Here is a 21,648-nt window from a genome sequence, read left to right on the forward strand (position 1 = left end):
ACCTTCAAAAAGCAGTTAGCTGGCAACGTCGGGTATGTTCGTTGCCGCTTGCCAAAGCTCCGCAAAGCAGGCCCACAAAACAGGCCCAAATAACAGGCCCAAATAACAGGCATTGCGCTATTGTGCTGAGACGTGTCCGCATTTCGGGGGAAATCGCGTGCGCTGGTCCAAACCCCTAAGACTGCATCTCGGCGTCCTGGTGGTCTCGTCGCTGCTTTTTACGTCGGCGCCGATCATCTGGATGGCGTTCAACCACGGCAGCGAGGCTGCGGTCAGCGCCGGCGCGCAGCAGATGCGCCAGATGAGCCTACGACTGATCGAGGGATACCGCAATACGCTGCAGGGCGGCACCGAGGCGGTGGCGCTGGCAACTACCCTGCCGCAGCTCGTTTCCCCACCGCCTGAGGAGATCAAGGCAAAACAGCAATTCTTTCAGGAGGTTCTCAGAAACGTCCCGAACGCCACCAGCATTTACGCCGGCTATCCCGATGGCTCCTACCTGCAGGTGATCAATACTGCCCGGCGCGACGTCCGCCAGACGCTTGCCACACCCGATGGCACGGCTTTCGCGATCAGAATGATCGCCCGCAGACCAATCGCCCAAAGTTCAGCGGCCGATATCATCTCGACGCTTGGTTTTCTTGACAGCGATACAAAGATGATCGGGGAGCGCAATGTCGAGGATACATCGTTCGATCCGCGGCAAAGCCCCTGGTATCAATCGGTGATTCAAGACGGCGTGCCGGTTTCCGTCGGCCCCTATGTCACCGGAACGCTCAAAGTTCCGACGCTGGCGATCGCCGCCCCGATGCGGGACGACGGCAAGGTCGTCATCGGCATCAACATTCACCTGCAGACCGTCAGCCGGCTGCTTGATGCAGGTGAGATTTCGCCGCGCGCCCGGGCCTACATCATCGATGCCGGCGGCAATCTCGTCGCCCATTCCGACCCTGATATCATGCGCAGGATCATCGCATTGTGGTCGAGAACATCAGGGGCATTTGCCGCGACGGCAAACAGTTTCGACCCGAGCCTCGCAACCGTGGAGCGGCTCAGGCAGGATCCGGCCTTTGCCGGCGGCGGCCTGGCACGGGTCGATTTAAATGGCGAAACCCATCTGGTGCAGATCGCCCCGGTCGGGGTGTCCGGCCTGTTTACGGGAAGCGTGGCTGCCATCGTCGTGCCGCTGGAGGATCTGGTGGCCGAGGCCAATCGGCTGCTGGTGCGCAATCTTTTCGTTGCCGCCGCCTTCGTGCTCGCCGGTGTCGCCGCATCGGTCGCGCTGTCTCGCATGGTCAGCCGCTCTCTCTATCGCCTGGCCGACGAGGCGCGCAGGATCGGCGATCTGGATATCGGCGAGAAGGGCGAGTCGCATTCGTGGATATCGGAGATTAACACGCTGGCGACTGCGCTGGTCGCCAGCCGTCACGCCATCGGCCAGTTTGCCCTCTATGTTCCGCGTGAAGTGGTCCGGCGGATCGTCAATCCCGAAACAAGAACGATCGTCAGGGCCAAGCGGCAGGACGTCACCGCGCTGTTTACCGACATCAAGGACTTCACCACCATCTCCGAACAACATTCGCCCGAGGAGGTGGTCGACACGCTTTCGGCCTATTTCGAACTGCTGAACACGATCGCCGAACGCCATGGCGGCACCGTCGTGCAATATCTCGGTGATTCCATTTTCGTCATGTGGAATGCCCCGGTGGACGATATCAGACATGCCGAACACGGCTGTCGATGCGCGCTGGCCATGAAAGCGGCGATCGACGGCTTGAACGAAGCCAATCTCAGGAATGGCCGCCCCGAACTCGTCACGCGCTTTGGATTGCACACCGGCCCGGCCGTCGTCGGCAGCTTCGGCGCAATCTCGCGTCAGCAGTACACGGCGATGGGCGATACGATCAATGTCGCGTCACGGCTGGAAGGATTGAACAAGGAGCTCAACACATCGATCCTGGTCAGCGCCGCCACCCGCGCCGCGGTCGCCGACCGCTTCACCTTCCGCCCGCTCGGCCTCGCCCCCGTCAAGGGCCGCGCCGTGAAGGTCGACATATGGGAGCTTGTCGGGGAAATCAAAGACTGAGGCTTAACTCGGCCTGCTTGCAAGTCAAACGCTCCTGAAGTCGCTCACTGAAGCACGGGTCCCCCCATCTCCGTCATCCCAGGCCTTGAGCCTGGGATCCATGGCCCCGCTGGTGGGAGCCGGCGTGGATCCTCGGGTCAAGCCCCGAGGAGGACAGTCAGAAGCGACATGACGACTTTAATTGATGGGCGAGAAGTTGTTGTCGAAGGTTTCGACGACCTCGACACGCGCGGGATTTCGGAGAAGCTTGGCATACTTGTATTTAAAAGGCCCACTGGAAAGGGCGACGATTTGCTCGGCTGTCCAAATCGGGTCGAGCATGGTGCTGGTGTCTTCGTCGGTTCGATCCCAGAATGGCGTTTGAATACCGGAAGGCGCCACGACAAGAACCTTGCCAAAACCCGGATCGCGAACGAGGCAAGCGCCGAGCATGGCCAATCCGGCCTTGGTTGCCGAATAGGCGGGCTCTTGTGGCCTTGGGGTATATTGGGAGCTTGACGTGACGAGCATCAGCTTCAAGGGCATCGGGGCCAAAGGTTTTAGCCGCGCTGCCAGCATCATCGGAGCCAACAGACCCACATGGGTCATTGTTAGAAGCGCCTCGTCACTCAGGGTTTCGATGGGTCCGCGTTGCAAAAATCCTGCGGCGTAAACGAGTGTATGCACGCCGTGGAAGGCAGCGACGAGATCGCTGATCCCCTTGGCCAAATCATCGGCCGATGCAGTGATTGGCAGCCGGAAGAACTGCGCATTTGACAACCCCGGATCGCCACGACCCGTGATGCAGACACGATGCCCTTCACTGACATAATGTCTTGCAAGTTCAAGTCCGATGCCAGAGCTTCCGCCGACGATGAGGATGTTCTTCTTCATGAAATACCTGTTGAGTTCAACCTAAACGCAAGGCGTCGGGACGCGGCTCTCAGCAATGGTGATAACACGCTGCGGAGTTTACCACCGAAATCCGCAGCTTCATTTTAGCAAAGAAGGACCGAGATGCGGGTGATTATCCCATTCGGCGTTGAGCTGGAGCAAGGCATCCGCGCTCGAAAACTGCGGCCTGTCACGCTGGAACGATAGCTCCTTATGAAATCGATAGAGCTTCCAAAGCTCCGTCATCAACAATGCAAGGAGTTGTTTCCGCTTTATCCGAACGGATAGAACAGGCGGCTTCTGCTCTGTCTCATCGCTTTGGAAGGTGCGAACCTCGAAAAGCATAATATGCTGCATTTGAATGTCCGGTGTCACAGACAGGCGGGAACCGCCCGGTTCATCGTGTAGGGACACAATCTCATGCCGGTTCTCCAAGATGGCACGACAGAGTCTGATCATCTCGAAGACAGGGTCAGAGAAGGCTTCACTCACCCGACACTCTGTGACCGTTCCATGATGGAAGCACAACAAATCGCTCCATCCGTGGCGGCCTTGAACAAGGCAGAGCCCCAGTGCGTCAGAGATGTCTGATATCGTTTTTTCCATGTCTTCCGTCTTTACTCAGAATAGATTGTCTGCCCGATACCGTGACGGTTGGCAACGCCCCGCGGGCAGAGGTGAACAGCTGTTGTTGTCGAGCCTAACGATCCCTACCATCGGCGAACAGATCCTGTTTCTTACAATGGCCAAACCGGGCCATTAATGAACGGTGGCAATCACGGGAATTCCGGCTTCCTCCCGAATGAGCGCGGCACGCGCTGCTCGGCGAGAGGGGACGACGAAAACCCAGTCACGCGGCTTGCCGAAGTCCGAGCGCTCTGAGCCGTTTCGAATCCCTGGAAAAGCAAAAATGTCATCAGCCATTTGCCCCGACGCTGCTTTGGGATAAACTTGTCGTTGTCCGTGCCGTTCGGCACGGCACGCCGTACATTGGCGCAGGCGGCAGAGCATGAACGACCCCATGGGTCTTGCCTGCCCTTCGCCGATCTCCCCCAACATCGCTAACCTTTGGAGCCCGAGACAATGATCTCAGCTGGATATTGCCGACTCATGGCCCGCTATAACAGCTGGCAGAATAGCTCTCTCGTCACCGCCGCCGACGGGCTGACGCATGTGGAGCGCTGGAAAGATCGAGGGGCGTTCTTCCAATCGATCGCCGCAACGCTCAACCATCTTTATTGGGCCGACGCCCTGATACTGGAGCGATTGAAGGGCAACCAGCGCCCCGAGGAAACCATCACCCATTCGCTCACCAGCCCATCGGATTGGCATGCCTTCAAGACCCTGCGTCTGCAACGCAACGCGGAAATCGAAGCCTGGGCGGAAGGTTTGCGCGACGCGGAGCTTGACGGCATGCTTGTCTGGTATCCCGGCGACGGTGCGAGGCGGGTCGAGAAGCCAAAGGCCAATTGCGCGATCGAACTTTTCAACCACCAGACCCACCACCGCGGCCAGATCCACGCGATGCTGACGGCAGCGGGCGCGAAACCGGAGCCGACCGACCTTTCGGCTCTAGCATAACCTGCCCGACATCGGCTCGGACAACCCGGCGGCAAGCGACGCCGCAAAACCTGCACGTTCCAGATTGTGTCGTTTTCGCATCACTTTCTGTCAGGTTGTAAATTCCCGGTTGGCAACGGCGATCACCTTCGCTACAAGAGGCGCACCGCGTCAGATCAAACATAAGGGAGGCGTTGCATGCGATCAGCAGAAACCAAGTTCCTCCCATGTGGAATGAACCGACACTAGGTCATTTCCATCCGCGGCCCGCCTCAAGCGCGCCCGACATGCGGTTTCCACTCCCTTCATAGCCCGATTGATCTGACGGGATCATTTCGTCTCCCGTTCGGGCTGTGCCATTTAACTCTCGTTTTGAGGACCGGTTGCCGATATGCGGCCGGGTTGGTTCAAATGACTCGCAAGAAGCTCGATTTCCGCGCCGATGCCTATCGCAACGTGCTCGGCTTTATCTTTCATCACTGGACCCACCGTCCTGGTCTGGTGGGGCTGATCATCGTGCTGGTGATAGCAAGCACGCTGGCCGAAGTCATGGTGCCGGTCTTCTCCGGCCAGATCGTCGATGCCATCGCCGGCACGCATGCGGCCGACAGCGCGCTCAGCGCCTTCGTCATCGTCGTCGCTCTGGGCTTCGCCAGCGTGGCGCTGCGCTATTTCATCTTCAACGGCATCATCCGGCTGACACTGCGCACCATGGCGGATGTCACCAATGGCGGCTTCCATAAGGTGCAGCGCTTCTCCACCGACTGGCACGCCAACAGCTTTGCCGGCTCGACGGTGCGCAAGATCACCCGCGGCATGTGGGCGCTGGATTCGCTCAACGACCTGCTGCTGGTGGCGCTCTTGCCGTCGATCGTCATGCTGGTCGGCGCCAGCATCGTGCTCGGCAGCTACTGGCCGGTCATGGGGCTGATCGTCAGCCTGGGATCGCTGATCTATATCGGCGTCACCGTGGCGCTTTCCATGGGCTTCGTGTCGCCGGCGGCAAGGCTTGCCAATGCCTGGGATACCAAGCTCGGCGGCGCGCTGGCCGATGCGATCAGCTGCAACTCGGTGGTCAAGGCTTTCGGCGCCGAAAGCCGCGAGGAGATCCGGCTCGGCCACGTGCTTGGCCGGTGGGACAAACGCACGCGGCGGACATGGAAGCGCGGCACATTGAGCGGCACGATCCAGGGCTTCATGATGGTTTCCATGCAGGCCGGCATTCTGGGAACCGGCCTCGTCATGTGGCAGCAGGGGCTGGCGACGCCTGGCGACGTCACCTTCGTGCTGGCGATGTTCTTCGTCCTGCAGGGTTATCTGCGCAATGTCGGCCAGGACATCCGCAATCTGCAGCGTGCCGTCAACGACATGGAAGAGCTGGTGCTGCTCGACAAGATGCCGCTCGGCATCGAGGACAGGCCGGACGCCACACCGATCCAGATTGGCAAGGGCGAGATCGTCTTCGATCGCATCACCTTCCAATATGGCGCGCATCCGAGCCCGCTCTATGAGGAGTTTTCGGTCACCATCAAGCCGGGCGAGCGTGTCGGGCTGGTCGGGCATTCCGGTTCGGGCAAGACGACCTTCGTCAAGCTCATCCAGCGCCTCTACGACGTCAATTCGGGCGCCATCCGCATCGACGGGCAGAATATCGCCCGGGTCGAGCAAGCAAGCCTGCGCGGCCAGATCGCCATCGTGCAGCAGGAGCCGATCCTGTTTCACCGCACGCTGGCCGAAAACATCGCCTATTCCAGGCCGAACGCCTCGCGGCGCGAGATCGAGCAGGCGGCGAAACAGGCGAGCGCCCACGACTTCATTCTGAGCCTTCCGAAGGGCTATGAAACGATGGTGGGAGAACGGGGCGTCAAACTGTCGGGCGGCGAGCGGCAGCGCGTCGCCATCGCCCGTGCATTCCTCGCCGATGCGCCGATCCTGATCCTCGACGAGGCGACATCAAGCCTCGACAGCGAGAGCGAAGTGCAGATCCAGCAGGCGATGGAACGGCTGATGGACGGCCGCACCACACTTGTCGTCGCCCATCGCCTGTCGACGGTGCGGGCGCTCGACCGGCTGCTGGTCTTCGACAAAGGCAAGATCGTCGAAGAAGGCGACCACCAGGCGCTGATCCGCCGCCATGACGGCATCTACCGCCGGCTGTTCGAGCGGCAGGCGCTGGAGCTGACCAAGGGCCTGGTGGCCTGAATCGAAACGCCAGGGTTTTGCCCTGGCGTTTCCGTATAACCGATCGTCGTCGGCGCCACGCCGTGTGGCGCCCTCACCCATTCAAGCAGGAACATACGTCAATCGCACCGCAGCCCCGCCGATCAAATCGCTGGCGACAAGGCGGAGCGGCGGTCGCGGACCGGTGAAGAATGGCTTGCCGCGGCCGAGCACCACGGGGTGGAAATAGAGCCGGTACTCATCGATCAGGCCAAGGTCGGTCAGACTTCCGGCAAGCTCCGGCCCGGCGACTTGGATCTCGCCGGCAAGCTCCGTCTTCAGCCCGCGGATCACCGTCTCGATCTCCTCCGCGACAAGCGTGGCATTGGGGCCGACCGACGTCAACGAGCGCGACACGACCCATTTCGGCTGGCGCCGCCATGCCATTGCGAAGTCGCGCCGCTCCGCGGTCCACTCAGGATGGTCTTCGTCCCAATAGCGCATCACCTCGTACATGCGTCGGCCATAGAGGCTGCCCGTCAGGCCGCGCACCTGCTCGATCCAGTGGCGAAAGAGGGCGGGATCAGGCCCGAATTCCTTGTGGTCGACATAGCCGTCCAGGGAGAGGTTCATTCCGAAGACGAGCTTCGCCATGCGCTAATTCTCCATTCCGGGACGGCAGGATAGCTTAAACCGCCATCGATAGCGAAGGGTCCCCGCAAAGTTTGGGTTGACCGCTTTCGATGGCGAGGCGACAGTTAGCTGCAGCAAGGCAGGAGGCAAAAAAATGGACGAGGCAGACCGCTGGCGCAGCATGGCCAGCGCACCGAGAGACGGCAGTCGCATCCTGGTCACCATCCGCCCGTCCGAACAGGGGCCGGCGGAAGTTGATCTCGCCTATTGGTCGCATGGCGATCAGTTTGGCGCAGAAGGCTGGCGTGCCTCTGATTCCTCGCCCGGGCAGATCATCGAATATGCCGAACCGGAATTGAAGTGTTGGATGCCGATGCCCTCGGCCAACCTCGCTCGCCTCGCGATGCCCTCACCCTGGGAGGGCGACGACGCCCAGCAGCTCGACGGCTCGGGGATTTAAGGAACCGCGAACACGACGCGTCGATGAAGCAGATCGTCGAATGCCTCAGGTTTTCGAGCAACTTACTGTTCATTGAAATCGACTTTGTCTCTCTGCGAGACAGCGACGTCGGACGAGACTGCATCGATCGGGAGAGGCGCGATGCGCCCTGACAATTTCATCTCGCGCGTGCTTTCTTATGTGCAACCGCGTATCGCTTTAGTTGGAAGAAGGCCGAATGCAACTCCATCAACCACGCCTCAAGATCAATCGAGCCGCCTTAAAGATAGATGAGGCGAAACATGCGCTTGGCTCGACCGGCATTCATCGCTTTGTCGCGAGGACCGACGCAGAGACCGGTGAAAGCTTCATTCGTCTCAGGCTGTTCGACGTTAACGACATTGTACATGTAATTGTTGGCGAGGCGGCTTATCAACTTCGATCCGCATTGGATGTCGCAGCGGTGGCCTTGGCTCGAGCTAACGGCGCTGCCGACGTCAGGCGTGTGGCCTTTCCGTTTGCAAAGACGCAGTCAGAATTCTCCAACAAGGGTATTCAAGGAAAAATGAACGGCCTTTCGCAACGGGTGAAGGATGTAATTGCATCCTTTGCCCCCTATCGCGGGGGAAACGAGCTGCTGCATGGGCTTAGCGATCTCTGCAACACCGACAAACATAACAATCTCATCGGTTCGATCGCTGAGATCGGAAACGTAACAGCCTTTCATCCGTCCGCCAATTTCATGGACGATATGTCTATTGGAGCGTTTGCGGGTCGCTTCGCGTCTGCGATGATCGATAACGGGAATCGAGCCTCCGACGGGCTAGAATTTAAACTCAAGCCAGATGATGACGATGCTGAGCAAATCGCCACCATGATGACCAAAAAGATGCGACTTAGAGTTGGACTGCTATTCTCGGAAACAGACAACCTAGATGGCTGCGAAGTGTTCCGAACGTTATCGGACATGGTTGGTCTAGTTGGATCAATCATTCAGAAGCTTGAAGAGGCTTCTTGAAATCGATGCAGAATTGATCAGCTGCGCTGCTTAAGGCGTCCGACTACGCCGGACGCTCACGCCCTCCCGCACCTTACAAATCCGTAAGTTACCGCCCGGCCGCCCGCTCCGCTAGATTGCCCACACCTGCCGGGAATGATCGGGCTGATGCGGATCCTGCTTATCGAGGACGATCGGAAGACATCCGATTATATCGCCAAGGGCTTCTCCGAGGCGGGCCATGTCTGCGACGTCGTCGGCGACGGCCGCGATGGGCTGTTTCGAGCGCAGCGTGAGGCCTATGACGTCGTCGTCTATCGCATGCTGCCGGGGCTGGATGGGCTGGCGATCGTTTGCTCGCTGCGGCCTGCCAAGATCGGCACATCGCCGCTGTTCCTGACGGCGGCGAAGGAGCGCGTCTGGGATTTCCATTTCGATCCGAATACGATCTCGGCCGCTCCCACCCCACAATAGCGCGACCAGCGATCCGTCATACTCCCACTGGGTGAATTGAAACGCTCGACAACCGGAGTAACCTCCCTGCGCAGCTCAATTTCAACCTGGGGAGGGAGTCATGGAAAATCGTCCGCATCGGCCACTTCGCCTGGCGGCAGCGACGCTACTGATTGCGCAGCTGGCAGCAACCACGGTTTGGGCAGATTTCAAGTTCGACGGCGGCGGTCAGCCTGCACCGGCCGCCGAAATTCAGAAGTTCTTCTCTGGAAAGTCTTGGCTCTGGCCCTGCAAAGGCTGCGGCGCCTACTTCGCTCCCGATGGAAAATTCACTGCCGTCTGGGCAGGCGACAAGGGCGACTTTCAGACCGGACACGGCACCTGGACAAGCAAGGACGGCGCGCTTTGCTGGTCCAATGATGTCAGGACCAGCACCGGGATGAAAGACCCGACAACGGATCGCTGCTGGGAGGCTCGCTTCGGACCAGGCAGCGACGGCGGCAAAAAGAAGGTCAAACAAGCCCTTGGGCTGAAGATGCAGAAGAAGCCTGACTATTTCTGGGTGTGGAAGGATGGGACTGTCTACGATAAAGAGTTCAAAACAGGTGACAAGATCAGCGCGACCGCGACAAAGATAGAAGCGAAATTCCCTGCGCAATAACAAGCCTCGGGTCTTACTGCCGCAGCTTGCGACTGCTCTTACTTCCGAATTTGCCCCGCCGGTGCGCGGGGCATGCTTTTTTGACCGGCCTTCACCGCCTCGAACTGCCAGAAGCGAGCCCGCTCCAGGCCGAATGCAATAATGACGCAGAAGCGCCTGAACCTGCCATTGTGGCTGTCGCAAAACTCCCTATCCTGTGATGTTGCAGGCGTCGGTAAAATCTATGCCGCTTTGATCGGGATCTTGCGAGGGAAAGGCAATCATAGCGACATGGAGGAAAAGAAACGCTGGACCAACCATAGTCAGATGTCCGATCCAATCCATCACAGGGGGTTGATGGCGGAATTGCCAAACGAGGTCGGGCGACTGAATGATATTATCCAAGGCGTGCTGGTTCACGCCGATTGGGCAGAAGAATACGGTCTCGACCAAACAAAGTTAGACGGATCGGCGAGAAAAACATTGCCGATCGCTGAACGTTTCGACGATGTGTTCGCCAGAGACCCTCAGCCGCTCCACCGGCGCCGCCCCGCAGAGAGACGATCCACCGGCACGTGCCGCGATTTCGCACTCGCATTGTCTTCGATCCTGCGCAGCAAAACTGTTCCTGCCCGCGTGCGCTGCGGCTTTGCCTCCTACTTCTCTGCAGGATGGGAGGATCATTGGGTTTGTGAATATTGGAACGCGGCAACCAGACGCTGGCATTTGAGCGACGCGCAAATCGACCGGATGCTGAAAGAGAAGAATCAGATCAAGTTCGACCCAGCCGACGTACCACGTGACTGTTTCCTGCCCGCAGGAGAAGCCTGGCTGAAATGTCGTCGAGAGACGGTCGATCCCAACGCCTTTGGCCACGGTGAGGTGAAGGGCCTGTGGTTCGTGAAGATCAATGTCGTCAGAGATCATTACGTGTTGAATGGCCGCGAAACCTCCGATTGGGATCGGTGGCGCGAAGCACATTTCTCTCAAAGGCTGGTACTTCAGCAAGAACTGCCGCTGCTGGACAAACTCGCCAGTGATCCCGCGCAGGATTTGATCGAGGTTTTGCCGGACTGGCTGCCATAAAAGGCCTGAGGCGGGCGATCGCCAGAGATGCAGTGACACGCTATAGCGGTGTCCTCGTCTGCACCGTCGCGCGAGGCTTCCCGGTCGCGCCCGTCTTGGGCTCTTGGCGTCCGGTTGCGCCGAAAGCTGCCCGCCCCGCCCCCTCGAACCATCGTTAACTTCTCGGCGGCGGGGTTACGCTGTTGGTGCCCACGACGCTGATCAGGACGACAGTCAGCCAGTCCACGGGTATGGCATGCCGCCCCAACCCGAGTGGGCTCATCCCGCACAAACAGAACGCCCCCGCCCCCACCTTACAAATCCGTAAGTTGCCGCCCGGCCGCCGGCTCCGCTAGATTGCCCCCAGACATGCCGGGAATGATCGGGCTGATGCGGATCCTGCTTATCGAGGACGATCGGAAGACGTCCGATTATATCGCCAAGGGCCTTTCCGAGGCAGGCCATGTCTGCGACGTCGTCGGCGACGGCCGCGATGGGCTGTTTCAGGCGCAGCGTGAGGCCTATGACGTCATTGTCGTCGATCGCATGCTGCCGGGGCTCGACGGGCTGGCGATCGTTCGCTCGCTGCGGGCTGCCAAGATCGGCACATCGGCGCTGTTCCTGACCTCGATCGGCGGCGTCGACGACCGGGTCGAGGGGCTGGAGGCGGGCGGCGACGATTATCTCACCAAGCCCTTTGCCTTCTCCGAGCTTCTGGCCCGCGTCAATGCGCTTGGCCGCCGGCCGCCGGTGCAGGAGCAGAAGACGGTGCTGAGGGTTGCCGATCTCGAGCTCGATCTGATCCGGCGCGCGGCGCGCCGCGCCGGCCAGGTGATCGAGCTGCAGCCGCGCGAATTCACCCTGCTGGAAGTGCTGATGCGCGGCGAAGGCCGGGTGATCACCAAGACGATGCTCTTGGAGCGGGTCTGGGATTTTCACTTCGATCCGAAGACCAGCGTCGTCGAGACCCATATCAGCCGCTTGAGGGCCAAACTCGACAGGCCGTTCGAGGCCCAGCTTCTGCACACGGTGCGCAACACCGGCTACAGCCTGCATCCGCCGCGCTGAAACAGGATGATCTCTGGCCGCAGCCATCTTTCGGCATCGTTCTCCAGCCTGCGTCGGAGCACGCCGTTCCGGCTTGCCGTCACCTTCGGCGTGCTCTTCGTCGTCACCTTCTTTTTGAGCGGCGCGATCATCTATCACATGCTGGACCTTGGCCTCTCCCGCGATCTCGAACAGTCGCTCACCGAGATGAATTCGCTTATCGTTTCGACCTACGAGCCCGGCGACACCGGGGATCTGGCCAACACGCTGAACAATTATGCGAGCTTCCAATCGACCTCCGACGGGCTTTATTCGCTGACCGACCATGCCGGCAACAAACTCGCCGGCAATTTCGCCGCACCGCCGATCCCGAACGGCGTCTATACCGTCAGCTCGCGCGATGTCGGGCTGAAGGGACATGAACGCTACCGGATGCGGGTGTCGACGATCGGCCCTTACAGCCTGGTGGTCGCGGAAAACTTCAACGATGTCGACGAAATGCTGCGGATCGTGCTGGTCAGTTTCGAATGGGCCGGCGCGATCGTCGTGGCGACGGCGATCGGCGGCGGCGTCTTTCTGGCCGTTCGCGCCCAGGCGCGGCTGGACCGGGTGGCGCTGACCATGAACGAGGTCTCCCACGGCGCGCTTGACGCCCGCATCCCGATCAGCGGCCGCGGCGACGATCTCGATACGGTGGCGATCCAGATCAACGCGGCGCTCGGGCGGCTGCAGACCTTGGTCGAGAGCATGCGGCAGGTGAGCGCCGATATCGCCCACGATCTGAAAACGCCGCTCAACCGGCTGCGCCTGACGCTGGATGCGGCGGTGGCCGGCAATGACCGGCAAGCCGATGTCTCCGCCCTTCTCGACGAGGCGAGACACGAGAGCGACCGGATCAACGCCACCTTCGAGGCGCTGCTGCGCATTTCGCAGATCGAGGCCGGCGCCCGCAAGGAGCGTTTCCAGGCGACTGATCTCGACGCCGTGCTTGCGGTGATTTCCGAGGTCTATGCCGATGTCGCCGAAGATGCGCAGAAATCGCTGACGATCACGGCGCGCTGTCCCGCCATCATCCATGGCGATCGCGACCTGCTGACGCAGTTGATCGCCAACCTGGTGGAGAATGCGATCAACCACTGCCCTGATGGCACCGATATTGCGGTTGCGCTGCGCCGCCAGGGCGGCCGCGCCATCCTCTCGGTCGCCGATACCGGCCCCGGCATTCCCGCCGGCGAAAGGGAGAAGGTCTTCCGGCGGCTCTACCGGCTGGACAAGAGCCGCACGACGCCCGGAAGCGGGCTCGGGCTCAGCCTCGTCAAGGCGATCGCCGAGCTGCATGCGGCCGAGATCAGCATGGCCGATAATCATCCCGGCCTTATCGTCTCGATCGGCTTTCCGCTCAGCCCGGCTGAACGGTCCTGACCGCCCAGTCCGGCCGATCGGTCCTGACCGCTCGGCCCGGGGGGAACGGTGCTGATCGCTCCCCCGGGAGAGCCGCCCCAGCCGCTCGTTCCGTCTGAGACCTTCTAACCGCTCAGCCCGACGGAGTGGTCCCGACCGCTCATCCGCCAGGCCGCGAGACGGCGGAAGCGGCGGGCAAACCGGCGCAGCTCAGCCGCCGTGCGATAGGGCAGGACGCTCCACGGCCGCCGGCGGCCAAGCCGGTAGGCCGACAGGCCGGCCTGGATCTGAGAGCAGGGATCGGCCCTTTGGCTGACCGGCAGCGGATCGACGAAGCAGGCGCTTAGCCCCTCGTCAAACTCCAGGTCGAAGGCGAGATCATAGGGCAGCCGCATCGGCAGCATTGCCCCGGCAATCCAGCCGGCCGCCTTCCGGTTGATCAGATAGGCGCCGGAGCCCTTCTCGCGGGTCAGCGCGATGGCAAGCGAGCGCGACGCCGTCAGCGGCTCCACCCGATGCTTTTTCCCGGTGTTGACGGTGGAAAGACGCAGGATGTCCCAGCGCTTTTGATGCTGCAGGGCGGCCTCGAGCACCTCGGCCAGGTCGTCGTCGAAATCGAGGTCGTCTTCCAGAATGAGCGCGAATTCGGCATCGCCGGAGAGGAAGCGCCTGGCGCATTCGACATGGCTGAGAAAACAGCCGATCTCGAAAGGGTTCGGCCGGCGGCCGTGCCGGCTGAGATAGGCTGCTTCGTCAAAATCCGGATGCGGCAGGCCGAGCGCTGCGCCATCGACTGCCGGCACGCGCTCGAAGGCCAGGCCGATGTCCACCAGCAGCCGTTCCATGCGAAACCGGCGTAACGGCGCGCGGTCGAGATTGATCAGATAGGTATCGACCCGCAAGCTGACCGGATGGATCGCCGGCATCAGGGCGGCAGGTGTGGCGCGCATGTTCATGAGAAATCTGGCCTTCGACTTGGCAACAACTGCGCCAAGCCTGCGCCGGAAAACTCACAGGCACCTCGCCCGGATTATACAGTTTCGTAAGGTGGCTGCCGGAGCGTCGTCAAATTGCAAACTTGCGGGAGATGTCGGGCCGGATGCCTTCCCGTTTGGACCATGGGCGTTGCCCCTCACCCTAACCCTCTCCCCGTAAAACGGGGAGAGGGGACGTGCCCTGCGTGAGAGTTGCGAGGGAGCGAGAGGCCCCTTCGCCCCGCGTGCGGGGAGAAGGTGCCGGCAGGCGGATGAGGGGCACGCGACGATTTCTGAACGGAGATCTATGCTGCTTGCATTTCCCAGAGATTCTCGCAAAAATGGTACGTCCCACCCCTCACCCGCCGGCATCCACTCTCGATAAACTCTCCGCAAAGGCAAACCGTGACCGAGAATGATTATGACGCCTTCGCGGCGGCCTATGACGCCGATAATGAGGTCAACGCCTGGAATGCCTACTACGAACGGCCGGCCATTCTTGCCCTGGTCGGCGAGGTCGCGGGGCTTTCCGTGCTCGATGCGGGATGCGGCGGCGGGGCGCATGCCTTAGCGCTCCTCGAGCGCGGGGCTGTGGTCACCGGGATCGACGCAAGCGCCGGCATGCTCGATATCGCGCAGCGCCGCCTGGAAGGACGCGCCCGCCTGCTGCTGGCCGACCTGAACGAACCATTGCCTTTCCAGGACAAGGCTTTCGATCTGATCCTCGCCCCGCTGGTCCTGCATTATCTGCCGGACTGGTCGGGGCCGCTGCTGGAATTCAACCGGCTGCTGCCTCAAGGCGGCCGGCTGGTCTTCTCCACCCACCATCCCTTCATGGATCACCCCTCGAGCGGCCGCGACAACTACTTCGAGACCTACAGCTTCGACGAAACCTGGCAGCACGGCGGCAAGGAGATCGCCATGCGCTTCTGGCATCGGCCGCTGCACGCCATGTTCGACGCACTCAAGGCCGCCGGTTTTCAGATCGATATCGTCAGCGAACCCCAGCCCGATCCTCGCGCCCGCACGCTTTTTCCGCAGGCCTATCGGAGCCTGACGACCACGCCGCGGTTCCTGTTCTTTTCGGTGGTGAAGACATGACGACGGCCCGGAAGGGAAGATTCCTGCAGGAACGCCAGCATGGCCTTTTCACAAAGCTCTTAGGGGACAGCATCGATGCTCGACTTTGATCCGCTCTATTCGACCCCGCGGGTCGAGGCTGTCGAACGGTTCATCGATGCGCATTATGCGCTGGCAGAGCCGGTCTCTTGCCGCCTGCTGCAACGCGGCCTGAACGACGTTTATCTGGTCGTCGGCGGCAACGGCGAGCGCTATGTCTTCCGGCTTTCGCATCGACGGGCGCGGGGGCCGGCCGACGTCAAAACCGAAACGGCGTTTCTCACGCATCTCACGCAATCGGGCGTTCCCGTCGCCGCACCCATCCCGACACGCGCGGGCGCCCTGTTCCTGCAGGGGTCAGCGCCGGAGGGTGGGCGCGAGGGCGTGCTCTTCCGGGCGCTCGATGGCCGCACGCCGCAGGCAACCGATGCCGGCGATGCCTTGGCCAACGGCAAGACCCTTGCCCTGTTGCACAATGCCGCCGAGACATTTTCGCCCGACGGCGCGCTCTATCGGCTCGACCTCGAACACCTGCTGCATCGGCCGCTGGCGCGCATACGCGACAGCGGCGTCGTCGAAGATGCCGACGTCTATCGCGAGCTTGAAACCATCGCGGCGCGGACCGCAAAGGCGATCGACGCATTCCGCGAGCTGACCTGGACCAATTGCCACGGGGACTGCCACGGCTTCAATGCGCGCATCAACGATGCTGGCGAAGCCGTATTTTTCGATTTTGACGACGGCGGTCCGGGATACCTCGCCTACGACCTGTCGGTCTTTCTATGGGCGCAAGTCTCCTTCGGCCGGAGTTCGACTCCCATGTGGCACGCCTTCATCGACGGCTATCGGACCGTGCGGCCGATAACCCCGGACGACTTCGAAGCCGCCCAGCGCTTTGTGATCGTCCGCCACATCTGGCTGATGGGCGAATATGCCAGCCGGGCCCAGGAATGGGGCAGCGAGGCCGTCGGCTGGATCGCCCGGGAAGCGAATTTTCTGAAGGTCTGGGAGAGCGAGCAATTTGTCGATCGTCTGCTCTGAATTCGGTTCTGGGCCGTGGGTCTCTCCCCGCTAGAAGAGGAGCAAAGCGCCCAACACTGATTCGCGCGGCTCACAACAAGCGTTCATTGTCTACGGATTGGTAAAAGCGCTCCGATTAACCACGGACTTCTGTTGAAGCGTAAGCAAATCTGCTGACTTGACACGCCTTTTTGCTTGCCAGACTCGATTTTCTTCGGAAACGTGTGGGGTGATGGTCCACTACAACCATCACCCCCAACTCAAACCAAGCCAAAAGGACGGCTCGGCATGAAAGCACTTCTGACTTTAGTCCCGCGTGAAAAGTCGTCAAGCCGTCCTGTGGCATACCGCAGGAAAAATCAGACATGGCAGTATATACCGTCAGCTTCGACTTCGCTTATGACGATACCTACGACAAGCGCTACTCTTCCTTCAATGAACAGGTGAAGGCCTCAGGCGTTTGGTGGGCAGAAACAACATCCTTCATCGTTGTCGAGTCTCCCGAAACAATCGAAGCGTTCTGCGATCGCATCTATTTCCAATCGGACTTCAACTCCTCAAAGGATCGGGTCTTGGTGCTAGACGCCAACGTGAAATCAGGCCGTTACCGAGGCGTAAATTCGGATGGCGACCTGTTCAAGCTCCTGCCCTTCGTCCAAAAGGTATGATGAACGGCCGTCAGAACTACCAAGAGGTTCGCCGGTCCTATCGCAAGCCTAAGCCATAGACCTCGAATTGCCCCACCTGTCTCCCTCCCAGGCCTCGGTTTGGGAGGCAATTGGGGATTGAGCCGCATATTCGCCGTTGCATCTCAATCATCCCCGCGCAACCCGTGATTTATAATCTCGTAGCGCGATCAACCCCCGCCGCAGCCACAGCAATTGCTGCGGCGGCATCTGGCGCAGATGTTCGTAGTCCATCACCGTGACGTTATAGACCGTGCTCCTGACCTGCGGGCCGTCCTGGCAGCGCAGCAGGATGGCCTGCAGCGCCATCATGCGGTTGCTGGCCTTGCGGGCGCGGTCGGCGAGGCTTTCGGTCACTTCGCCTTCGTGGCCTTTGACGGCGAAGAGCGATTGCGCCCTCGGGCTCGGGGCGGGGATGCCGGTGGTCTTGTGGTAGCGGGCCATCGCCTCGGCATAGTCGTCGCCGGCCTGGCGCTGTTCGGCGGTGATCAGGCCGTCGAGAAACATGCGGCCGAGCGTATAACCGGCAAACGGGCTCTTGACCGTCTCGTCGCTGACCGTCCGGCCGAAGCCGTGGATGCGGCGGCGGGCTGATATCGCGACGCTGATATTGTCCTTCTCGGTCTCGAAAGGCTTGATCTTGCCGCAGGGAAACCGCTCGACATTGGCCTTGCGCGGCCGGCCGGCGCCCTTGTTTACCCGTTGTGTCTTAACCTTGGCTGCTTTGCCACCCATGCTGATTGTCCTTCTATCGAATGATGCCGTTGCGAAGAGCGGCGGCGACCAGTGCGGTATCCTTGAAGACGCCGAGTCTCACCTTGGCGTTTGATATGTGCGTGTTCACCGTGATCGGCGATATGCCGAGAATGGTGGCGATCTCGGCAGCGGTCTTTCCCGCCGCCATCCAGCCGATGATTTCGGTTTCCCGCGGGGTGACGGTCCTCACGATGGCCGGGCTCATGATGGGCGGGCTTGTGGCGCCGGCCCATCGATGCAGGGCACGCGCGGCATCGTCACCTCAGCACCCGACAGCGTCACTCGCGTGACCCGATCGGGATGGCGGATCGGCGCAGGCGCCTGGCAGGTCTCGGGCAGCGGCTGCCTGATGGCCTGCCGTGCGGGGAACCTGTCGCGGTTGCGGTGCGCCATGTTGATGACGGTGTTCTTTTTCGATCCGAACAGATCGGCGATCTCTCGTGCCGAGCGCCCCGCCTGCCAGAGCTTCTGCGCCTCGACGATCTTGTCTTCCGTCCAGAATAGGCCTCTCATCTCAATGCCTCCTCGTGCCGTGCGGCTTTTGCAATGATCGGGTTGTCGGGGAACATTTCCGCCAGTTTCCGCCTGGCGCTGCGGCTGCCGTTCGCCGCGTCGCGCAGCAGCTGCATCTTGTAGGCCGCGACTTTCGGCTGCGGCGTCTCGGGCTGCCGCGTAAGGCGCGGGCGGCTTTGCGCTTCGATCGCCGCCTGCTGACGGCGGCACTGCTCGGCAAAGCTGGCGCAGCTCGGGGCGAAGGCGCGGTTATGGTTCTTGACCTTTCCGGAGATGAAGAGTTTGGCGGCCTGCCAGACAGCCTCCGGCGGGATGCTGTCGATCGCCAGCAGATAGGCGCGGATCTGCATATCGGGATCAGTGCCTGATGATGCCGGGAAACCCGAAAGCATCGCCGCTATGATCTTCACCGGAGAGGAAATCTCTTGCGGCATCGACTGTCGTCCTTCTCGGGCTGCTGTTGATCGATTGGGCTTCCCTCGCCTTCTCCTTGAGGTACCAGTCGCATTTGATCGCCTGCCAGCCGCGGAAGATCTGCATCTCGGCAGCACCGGCCGGATCGCCGGTCAGCAGATATTCCCTGGCCTGGATCTTTGCGGCGTAAGCCGTCAGCGGCCGCTTCAGCGTGCGCTTGCGATGCTCGATGACGGCTGCCGCCAGCTCCTCCCCCAGCACCGGGCCGAGGATGTCCATGATGTCCTTGCTCATTGTTTCCTTCGCCATGCATTTTCCTTTCCCGGTCGATCGAGCCACGCTCAAACCCCCAGCCGCCGCTGGCCGCCGGCAAAATTGACCGGCGTGCCGGGCTTGAGACGGCGGCCAAACCGGTGGATTTCCGCACCGGCATGAACCTCGTGGGCGGTATCGCCCTTCTCGGCGCTGCGCAGCCGGTGGATCTCGATTTCCACCGAAGGCACCGACATGCCGAGGATGGCGGCGATTTCGATGTAGTCCCTGCCGGTGCGGAAAAGCTCTAGCGAGTTCATGCCAGTGTGATCCTTCTTGTCCATTTCGAGCGCAGCGCGGCGTTCCCGCCGAAGCGGGGCTGCCAGCTGCTTCATGTGAATTCATCGACGGCGACCGGAGCGCCGGCTCAGTTGCAGGAGCAAAGGCTCCGGTCGCCTGCCGGGCCGCCGTCCGGGGTATGGACGCCGGCGTCGCCGAGGGAGGGCAGCGACGCCGGCCGCCGAGCGCCGTCAGGGAGGGGTGACGCCGTCGGGATCGGTGAGCCGAGAAGAGCCTGGATCGGCGGTCCGCCGCATCTCTTTCGGGTTCGTCTGCCGGCCGCAGGTCTCGCAGTGGCGCTCGATCACCTCGGCGATCGACAGCGCCTTGCCGCAGTTCGGGCAGCCGGTGTAGTGGGCGCCGCAGCGCCGGAGGCTTGGCCAGTTGTTGATGATATCGCTGTTTGTCATGTCGATTAGGGTACAATTAATACCCGATATGTCAAGCGTAAAAGGGCATGACATATACCCTAAACTAGGGTATTTTTTATATCATGTTGAAAGATCAGGAACAATTTGAGCGCGAAGAACGCGCAAAGCGGCTGGTCATGGCCAGGAAAAACGCGGGCTTTGCCGGGCCGAAGGCGATCGTCGAGCGGTTCGGCTGGAATGCGAATGTCTACAAGGCGCATGAGTCCGGCCGCAACGGCTTCGGCATTGCCGATGCGAAGAAATATGCCCGCGCCTTCAAGGTCAACCTCAACTGGCTGCAGTTCGGAACCGGCAACGCGCTCGATCCGGATGAGCTGCCGGTCTCCGTCGCCGATGTGCCGAAGATCTCCTGGGTCAGCGCCGGCCAGCTGAGCGAACAGGCGCCGATCACCGACTTTTCGGAATTCCCGACGGTGGCAGCCCTTGATCTGCCGGATGGCGAATGGATCGCGCTCGAGGTCGAAGGCAATTCGATGAACAAGATCTCGCCGCCCGGCTCGATCATCTTCGTCAACCTTCGCGACAAGCGCCTGGCGCCGAACGCGCTCTATGTCGTCGCCGACGAGACCGGGGCCGCCACCTACAAACGCTATCGCCCGAACGACGACCCGCCCTTCCAGCCCGCCTCCTACGAGGATGTGCCGCCGCCGCAATTCCAGGGTGCCGTCACCATCGTCGGCCGCGTCCGCCGATCGATCATCGAGATGTAAGCCGTTGCGAATAAACCATATTCATTAGGGAAAACAAGATGATCCGCCCTTCTTCCGCCGGCAGAATTTGGCTCTATATCGTCACATCAGCGGTATCTCTGCTGACCTTCAGCGCCGCGCGTGAGATGTACGGCCTGTAGGATCTCGCTCCGACTCCCCCGATCCGGCGACCAGGATCGTGAGAGGCACCCCCCCTGAAACTACACATTGCGGAAGCTGCAGACGCCATCCGCATACCACCGGCATTCTCGCCGGAATGGAACGAATGGCTGCGAGCAACATCCTTCGGCAGCCACTCTCCCCCAGATCGTTAAATTGGGCGAGCCCAAGGCCCGGGCTCGATCACCGCGTCGGCGATTTCGATCTCGTTGCGCCTCCGTTTTTTCGCAGCATCAGATTCCAGGATAACCTTGTTTCTATCTTTCTGTCTTCGATCCTGAAGGCTGGTGAGGGAGGGTTCCGGCCAAAGCTTCCCCCTACCCCATGAGCAAAGCCCATGAAGCCGGGAGAGCATTGGCCAGGGTCCTGAAGGCCGGAGCCGGGATGGGACACGTGCCAGAGGGGCCATTCGCTTCGCCCTCGTCCTGATTTTCTGACAGCGCACTTAAGGACTTTCGCTTCCCGCGCCGCTGGGCTTCGTCAGCTCGGGAGTTGCACCCGGTCGCCCAATCACTTGGCCCAGACATACGCCTATGATTCGTACCTCGTCAATCATTAAGGTATTTTTTATACCTTTTACGGTTGACGTGATTGGGTATGATATATACCTTTATCTCGAGCCGATACGGCAGGCAGAGGACAGGGCGATGCAGCACATCCGCAATATCGAGACCGAGGAAAGCAAGCGCGGCGCCCGCTGGAATGGCGCGCGCGGGACGAGCGACTGCAGCGCCTATATGGCGATCGAGGCCCAGCGCATGGGTGCTCTCGGTTTTGCCTATCTCCGCCGTCCCGAACATTCGGTCCGCGGCCCATCCTGGCTGCGCGGTGCGAGTGCCTCCGTCGAGGAGCATTACCGCTATGCCCGCGAGATCATGGGCATGACCGATCGCGACCAGCTTTACGCCTGAGGAAAACGCA

General features: G+C 61.0%; 25 protein-coding genes and 1 pseudogene. 15 read left to right on the top strand and 11 right to left on the bottom strand.

The window, feature by feature from the left end:
- The first annotated feature begins 157 nt into the window (after positions 1–157).
- Entirely contained in the window at positions 158–2,086 is a 1,929-nt protein-coding gene (locus tag FFM81_RS15660; RefSeq protein WP_138385169.1) for an adenylate/guanylate cyclase domain-containing protein, read from the top strand.
- A 177-nt stretch (positions 2,087–2,263) separates the two neighbouring features.
- On the opposite strand, the gene FFM81_RS15665 is transcribed toward FFM81_RS15660, so the two are convergent.
- The gene (locus FFM81_RS15665; RefSeq protein WP_138385168.1) at positions 2,264–2,959 is read right to left on the bottom strand and encodes an SDR family NAD(P)-dependent oxidoreductase; all 696 of its coding nucleotides are present in this window, start codon (positions 2,957–2,959) and stop codon (positions 2,264–2,266) included.
- A 99-nt stretch (positions 2,960–3,058) separates the two neighbouring features.
- A complete protein-coding gene (locus FFM81_RS15670) occupies positions 3,059–3,565 on the bottom strand; it encodes a hypothetical protein (protein ID WP_025415571.1) in 507 nt (168 codons plus the stop codon).
- 477 nt (positions 3,566–4,042) lie between these two features.
- On the opposite strand from FFM81_RS15670, the gene FFM81_RS15675 reads away from it, so the two are divergent.
- Both FFM81_RS15675 and FFM81_RS15680 read left to right on the top strand, forming a co-directional pair.
- Complete coding sequence (locus FFM81_RS15675) at positions 4,043–4,540, top strand: DinB family protein (protein ID WP_003569631.1); 498 nt, start codon at positions 4,043–4,045, stop codon at positions 4,538–4,540.
- A gap of 390 nt (positions 4,541–4,930) precedes the next feature.
- A complete protein-coding gene (locus FFM81_RS15680; protein ID WP_138385167.1) occupies positions 4,931–6,721 on the top strand; it encodes an ABC transporter ATP-binding protein in 1,791 nt (596 codons plus the stop codon).
- Positions 6,722–6,802: 81 nt separating this feature from the next.
- On the opposite strand, the gene FFM81_RS15685 is transcribed toward FFM81_RS15680, so the two are convergent.
- Positions 6,803–7,333, bottom strand: coding sequence for a dihydrofolate reductase family protein (locus FFM81_RS15685; protein ID WP_138385166.1), 531 nt, complete (start codon positions 7,331–7,333; stop codon positions 6,803–6,805).
- A gap of 133 nt (positions 7,334–7,466) precedes the next feature.
- Here FFM81_RS15685 and FFM81_RS15690 point away from each other — a divergent pair, with 133 nt between their 5' ends.
- The 7 genes and pseudogenes from FFM81_RS15690 (at position 7,467) to FFM81_RS15720 (ending at position 13,375) form a co-directional block, all read left to right on the top strand.
- Positions 7,467–7,772 (top strand): hypothetical protein, encoded by a 306-nt coding sequence (locus tag FFM81_RS15690; protein ID WP_138385165.1) that lies wholly within the window; start codon positions 7,467–7,469, stop codon positions 7,770–7,772.
- A 217-nt stretch (positions 7,773–7,989) separates the two neighbouring features.
- The gene (locus FFM81_RS15695; RefSeq protein ID WP_138385164.1) at positions 7,990–8,769 is read left to right on the top strand and encodes a hypothetical protein; all 780 of its coding nucleotides are present in this window, start codon (positions 7,990–7,992) and stop codon (positions 8,767–8,769) included.
- Between the two features lie 147 nt (positions 8,770–8,916).
- Positions 8,917–9,153: pseudogene (locus tag FFM81_RS15700) on the top strand (response regulator); the annotation flags it as partial.
- Positions 9,154–9,322: 169 nt separating this feature from the next.
- Positions 9,323–9,862 (top strand): DUF995 domain-containing protein, encoded by a 540-nt coding sequence (locus FFM81_RS15705; protein WP_138385163.1) that lies wholly within the window; start codon positions 9,323–9,325, stop codon positions 9,860–9,862.
- Between the two features lie 141 nt (positions 9,863–10,003).
- Positions 10,004–10,927 carry a transglutaminase domain-containing protein gene (locus FFM81_RS15710; RefSeq protein ID WP_246401115.1) on the top strand — a complete coding sequence of 308 codons (924 nt, stop codon included), beginning with the start codon at positions 10,004–10,006 and terminating at the stop codon, positions 10,925–10,927.
- A gap of 369 nt (positions 10,928–11,296) precedes the next feature.
- On the top strand, positions 11,297–11,974 hold the full coding sequence (locus FFM81_RS15715; RefSeq protein ID WP_003569642.1) for a winged helix-turn-helix domain-containing protein: 678 nt from the start codon (positions 11,297–11,299) through the stop codon (positions 11,972–11,974).
- A 6-nt stretch (positions 11,975–11,980) separates the two neighbouring features.
- On the top strand, positions 11,981–13,375 hold the full coding sequence (locus FFM81_RS15720) for a sensor histidine kinase (RefSeq protein ID WP_138385162.1): 1,395 nt from the start codon (positions 11,981–11,983) through the stop codon (positions 13,373–13,375).
- 104 nt (positions 13,376–13,479) lie between these two features.
- Here the strand turns inward: FFM81_RS15720 and FFM81_RS15725 are convergent, their stop codons facing one another.
- Positions 13,480–14,310 carry a glycosyltransferase family 25 protein gene (locus tag FFM81_RS15725; protein ID WP_138385161.1) on the bottom strand — a complete coding sequence of 277 codons (831 nt, stop codon included), beginning with the start codon at positions 14,308–14,310 and terminating at the stop codon, positions 13,480–13,482.
- A 423-nt stretch (positions 14,311–14,733) separates the two neighbouring features.
- Here FFM81_RS15725 and FFM81_RS15730 point away from each other — a divergent pair, with 423 nt between their 5' ends.
- From FFM81_RS15730 to FFM81_RS15740, 3 genes are all read left to right on the top strand, one after another.
- The gene (locus tag FFM81_RS15730) at positions 14,734–15,429 is read left to right on the top strand and encodes a class I SAM-dependent methyltransferase (protein ID WP_138385160.1); all 696 of its coding nucleotides are present in this window, start codon (positions 14,734–14,736) and stop codon (positions 15,427–15,429) included.
- Between the two features lie 75 nt (positions 15,430–15,504).
- Entirely contained in the window at positions 15,505–16,488 is a 984-nt protein-coding gene (locus FFM81_RS15735; protein WP_138385159.1) for a phosphotransferase enzyme family protein, read from the top strand.
- A gap of 344 nt (positions 16,489–16,832) precedes the next feature.
- Positions 16,833–17,135 (top strand): hypothetical protein, encoded by a 303-nt coding sequence (locus FFM81_RS15740; protein ID WP_138385158.1) that lies wholly within the window; start codon positions 16,833–16,835, stop codon positions 17,133–17,135.
- A 147-nt stretch (positions 17,136–17,282) separates the two neighbouring features.
- On the opposite strand, the gene FFM81_RS15745 is transcribed toward FFM81_RS15740, so the two are convergent.
- The 7 genes from FFM81_RS15745 to FFM81_RS15775 all read right to left on the bottom strand — a co-directional run bounded on the left by FFM81_RS15745 (position 17,283) and on the right by FFM81_RS15775 (position 19,837).
- Complete coding sequence (locus FFM81_RS15745) at positions 17,283–17,888, bottom strand: hypothetical protein (protein WP_138385157.1); 606 nt, start codon at positions 17,886–17,888, stop codon at positions 17,283–17,285.
- A gap of 13 nt (positions 17,889–17,901) precedes the next feature.
- Positions 17,902–18,099, bottom strand: coding sequence for a response regulator transcription factor (locus FFM81_RS15750; protein ID WP_172643046.1), 198 nt, complete (start codon positions 18,097–18,099; stop codon positions 17,902–17,904).
- A gap of 11 nt (positions 18,100–18,110) precedes the next feature.
- A complete protein-coding gene (locus tag FFM81_RS15755) occupies positions 18,111–18,422 on the bottom strand; it encodes a GcrA cell cycle regulator (RefSeq protein ID WP_003569661.1) in 312 nt (103 codons plus the stop codon).
- Positions 18,419–18,814, bottom strand: coding sequence for a hypothetical protein (locus FFM81_RS15760; RefSeq protein ID WP_138385199.1), 396 nt, complete (start codon positions 18,812–18,814; stop codon positions 18,419–18,421). The genes FFM81_RS15755 and FFM81_RS15760 overlap by 4 nt, the downstream gene beginning before the upstream one ends.
- On the bottom strand, positions 18,780–19,145 hold the full coding sequence (locus FFM81_RS15765) for a hypothetical protein (RefSeq protein ID WP_138385156.1): 366 nt from the start codon (positions 19,143–19,145) through the stop codon (positions 18,780–18,782). The genes FFM81_RS15760 and FFM81_RS15765 overlap by 35 nt, the downstream gene beginning before the upstream one ends.
- 32 nt (positions 19,146–19,177) lie before the next feature.
- Positions 19,178–19,432 carry a sigma-70 family RNA polymerase sigma factor gene (locus FFM81_RS15770; protein ID WP_097537477.1) on the bottom strand — a complete coding sequence of 85 codons (255 nt, stop codon included), beginning with the start codon at positions 19,430–19,432 and terminating at the stop codon, positions 19,178–19,180.
- A gap of 186 nt (positions 19,433–19,618) precedes the next feature.
- On the bottom strand, positions 19,619–19,837 hold the full coding sequence (locus FFM81_RS15775) for a hypothetical protein (protein ID WP_138385155.1): 219 nt from the start codon (positions 19,835–19,837) through the stop codon (positions 19,619–19,621).
- A gap of 83 nt (positions 19,838–19,920) precedes the next feature.
- On the opposite strand from FFM81_RS15775, the gene FFM81_RS15780 reads away from it, so the two are divergent.
- Both FFM81_RS15780 and FFM81_RS15785 read left to right on the top strand, forming a co-directional pair.
- On the top strand, positions 19,921–20,568 hold the full coding sequence (locus FFM81_RS15780) for a S24 family peptidase (protein WP_003569670.1): 648 nt from the start codon (positions 19,921–19,923) through the stop codon (positions 20,566–20,568).
- Positions 20,569–21,374: 806 nt separating this feature from the next.
- Complete coding sequence (locus tag FFM81_RS15785) at positions 21,375–21,638, top strand: hypothetical protein (protein WP_003569674.1); 264 nt, start codon at positions 21,375–21,377, stop codon at positions 21,636–21,638.
- The last annotated feature ends 10 nt before the right edge of the window (positions 21,639–21,648 follow it).

The organism is Rhizobium hidalgonense (genome assembly GCF_005862185.2).
Lineage (GTDB): Bacteria > Pseudomonadota > Alphaproteobacteria > Rhizobiales > Rhizobiaceae > Rhizobium > Rhizobium hidalgonense.

Coding starts and splice junctions, on each gene's coding strand:
- FFM81_RS15705 (WP_138385163.1), top strand. CDS start 9,323: ATGGAAAATCGTCCGCATCGGCCACTTCGCCTGGCGGCAGCGACGCTA.
- FFM81_RS15670 (WP_025415571.1), bottom strand. CDS start 3,565: ATGGAAAAAACGATATCAGACATCTCTGACGCACTGGGGCTCTGCCTT.
- FFM81_RS15685 (WP_138385166.1), bottom strand. CDS start 7,333: ATGGCGAAGCTCGTCTTCGGAATGAACCTCTCCCTGGACGGCTATGTC.
- FFM81_RS15775 (WP_138385155.1), bottom strand. CDS start 19,837: ATGACAAACAGCGATATCATCAACAACTGGCCAAGCCTCCGGCGCTGC.
- FFM81_RS15735 (WP_138385159.1), top strand. CDS start 15,505: ATGCTCGACTTTGATCCGCTCTATTCGACCCCGCGGGTCGAGGCTGTC.
- FFM81_RS15765 (WP_138385156.1), bottom strand. CDS start 19,145: ATGGCGAAGGAAACAATGAGCAAGGACATCATGGACATCCTCGGCCCG.
- FFM81_RS15720 (WP_138385162.1), top strand. CDS start 11,981: ATGATCTCTGGCCGCAGCCATCTTTCGGCATCGTTCTCCAGCCTGCGT.
- FFM81_RS15740 (WP_138385158.1), top strand. CDS start 16,833: ATGGCAGTATATACCGTCAGCTTCGACTTCGCTTATGACGATACCTAC.
- FFM81_RS15675 (WP_003569631.1), top strand. CDS start 4,043: ATGATCTCAGCTGGATATTGCCGACTCATGGCCCGCTATAACAGCTGG.
- FFM81_RS15745 (WP_138385157.1), bottom strand. CDS start 17,888: ATGGGTGGCAAAGCAGCCAAGGTTAAGACACAACGGGTAAACAAGGGC.
- FFM81_RS15680 (WP_138385167.1), top strand. CDS start 4,931: ATGACTCGCAAGAAGCTCGATTTCCGCGCCGATGCCTATCGCAACGTG.
- FFM81_RS15695 (WP_138385164.1), top strand. CDS start 7,990: ATGCAACTCCATCAACCACGCCTCAAGATCAATCGAGCCGCCTTAAAG.
- FFM81_RS15755 (WP_003569661.1), bottom strand. CDS start 18,422: ATGAGAGGCCTATTCTGGACGGAAGACAAGATCGTCGAGGCGCAGAAG.
- FFM81_RS15760 (WP_138385199.1), bottom strand. CDS start 18,814: ATGCTTTCGGGTTTCCCGGCATCATCAGGCACTGATCCCGATATGCAG.
- FFM81_RS15715 (WP_003569642.1), top strand. CDS start 11,297: ATGCGGATCCTGCTTATCGAGGACGATCGGAAGACGTCCGATTATATC.
- FFM81_RS15785 (WP_003569674.1), top strand. CDS start 21,375: ATGCAGCACATCCGCAATATCGAGACCGAGGAAAGCAAGCGCGGCGCC.
- FFM81_RS15770 (WP_097537477.1), bottom strand. CDS start 19,432: ATGGACAAGAAGGATCACACTGGCATGAACTCGCTAGAGCTTTTCCGC.
- FFM81_RS15690 (WP_138385165.1), top strand. CDS start 7,467: ATGGACGAGGCAGACCGCTGGCGCAGCATGGCCAGCGCACCGAGAGAC.
- FFM81_RS15725 (WP_138385161.1), bottom strand. CDS start 14,310: ATGAACATGCGCGCCACACCTGCCGCCCTGATGCCGGCGATCCATCCG.
- FFM81_RS15780 (WP_003569670.1), top strand. CDS start 19,921: ATGTTGAAAGATCAGGAACAATTTGAGCGCGAAGAACGCGCAAAGCGG.
- FFM81_RS15710 (WP_246401115.1), top strand. CDS start 10,004: ATGACGCAGAAGCGCCTGAACCTGCCATTGTGGCTGTCGCAAAACTCC.
- FFM81_RS15665 (WP_138385168.1), bottom strand. CDS start 2,959: ATGAAGAAGAACATCCTCATCGTCGGCGGAAGCTCTGGCATCGGACTT.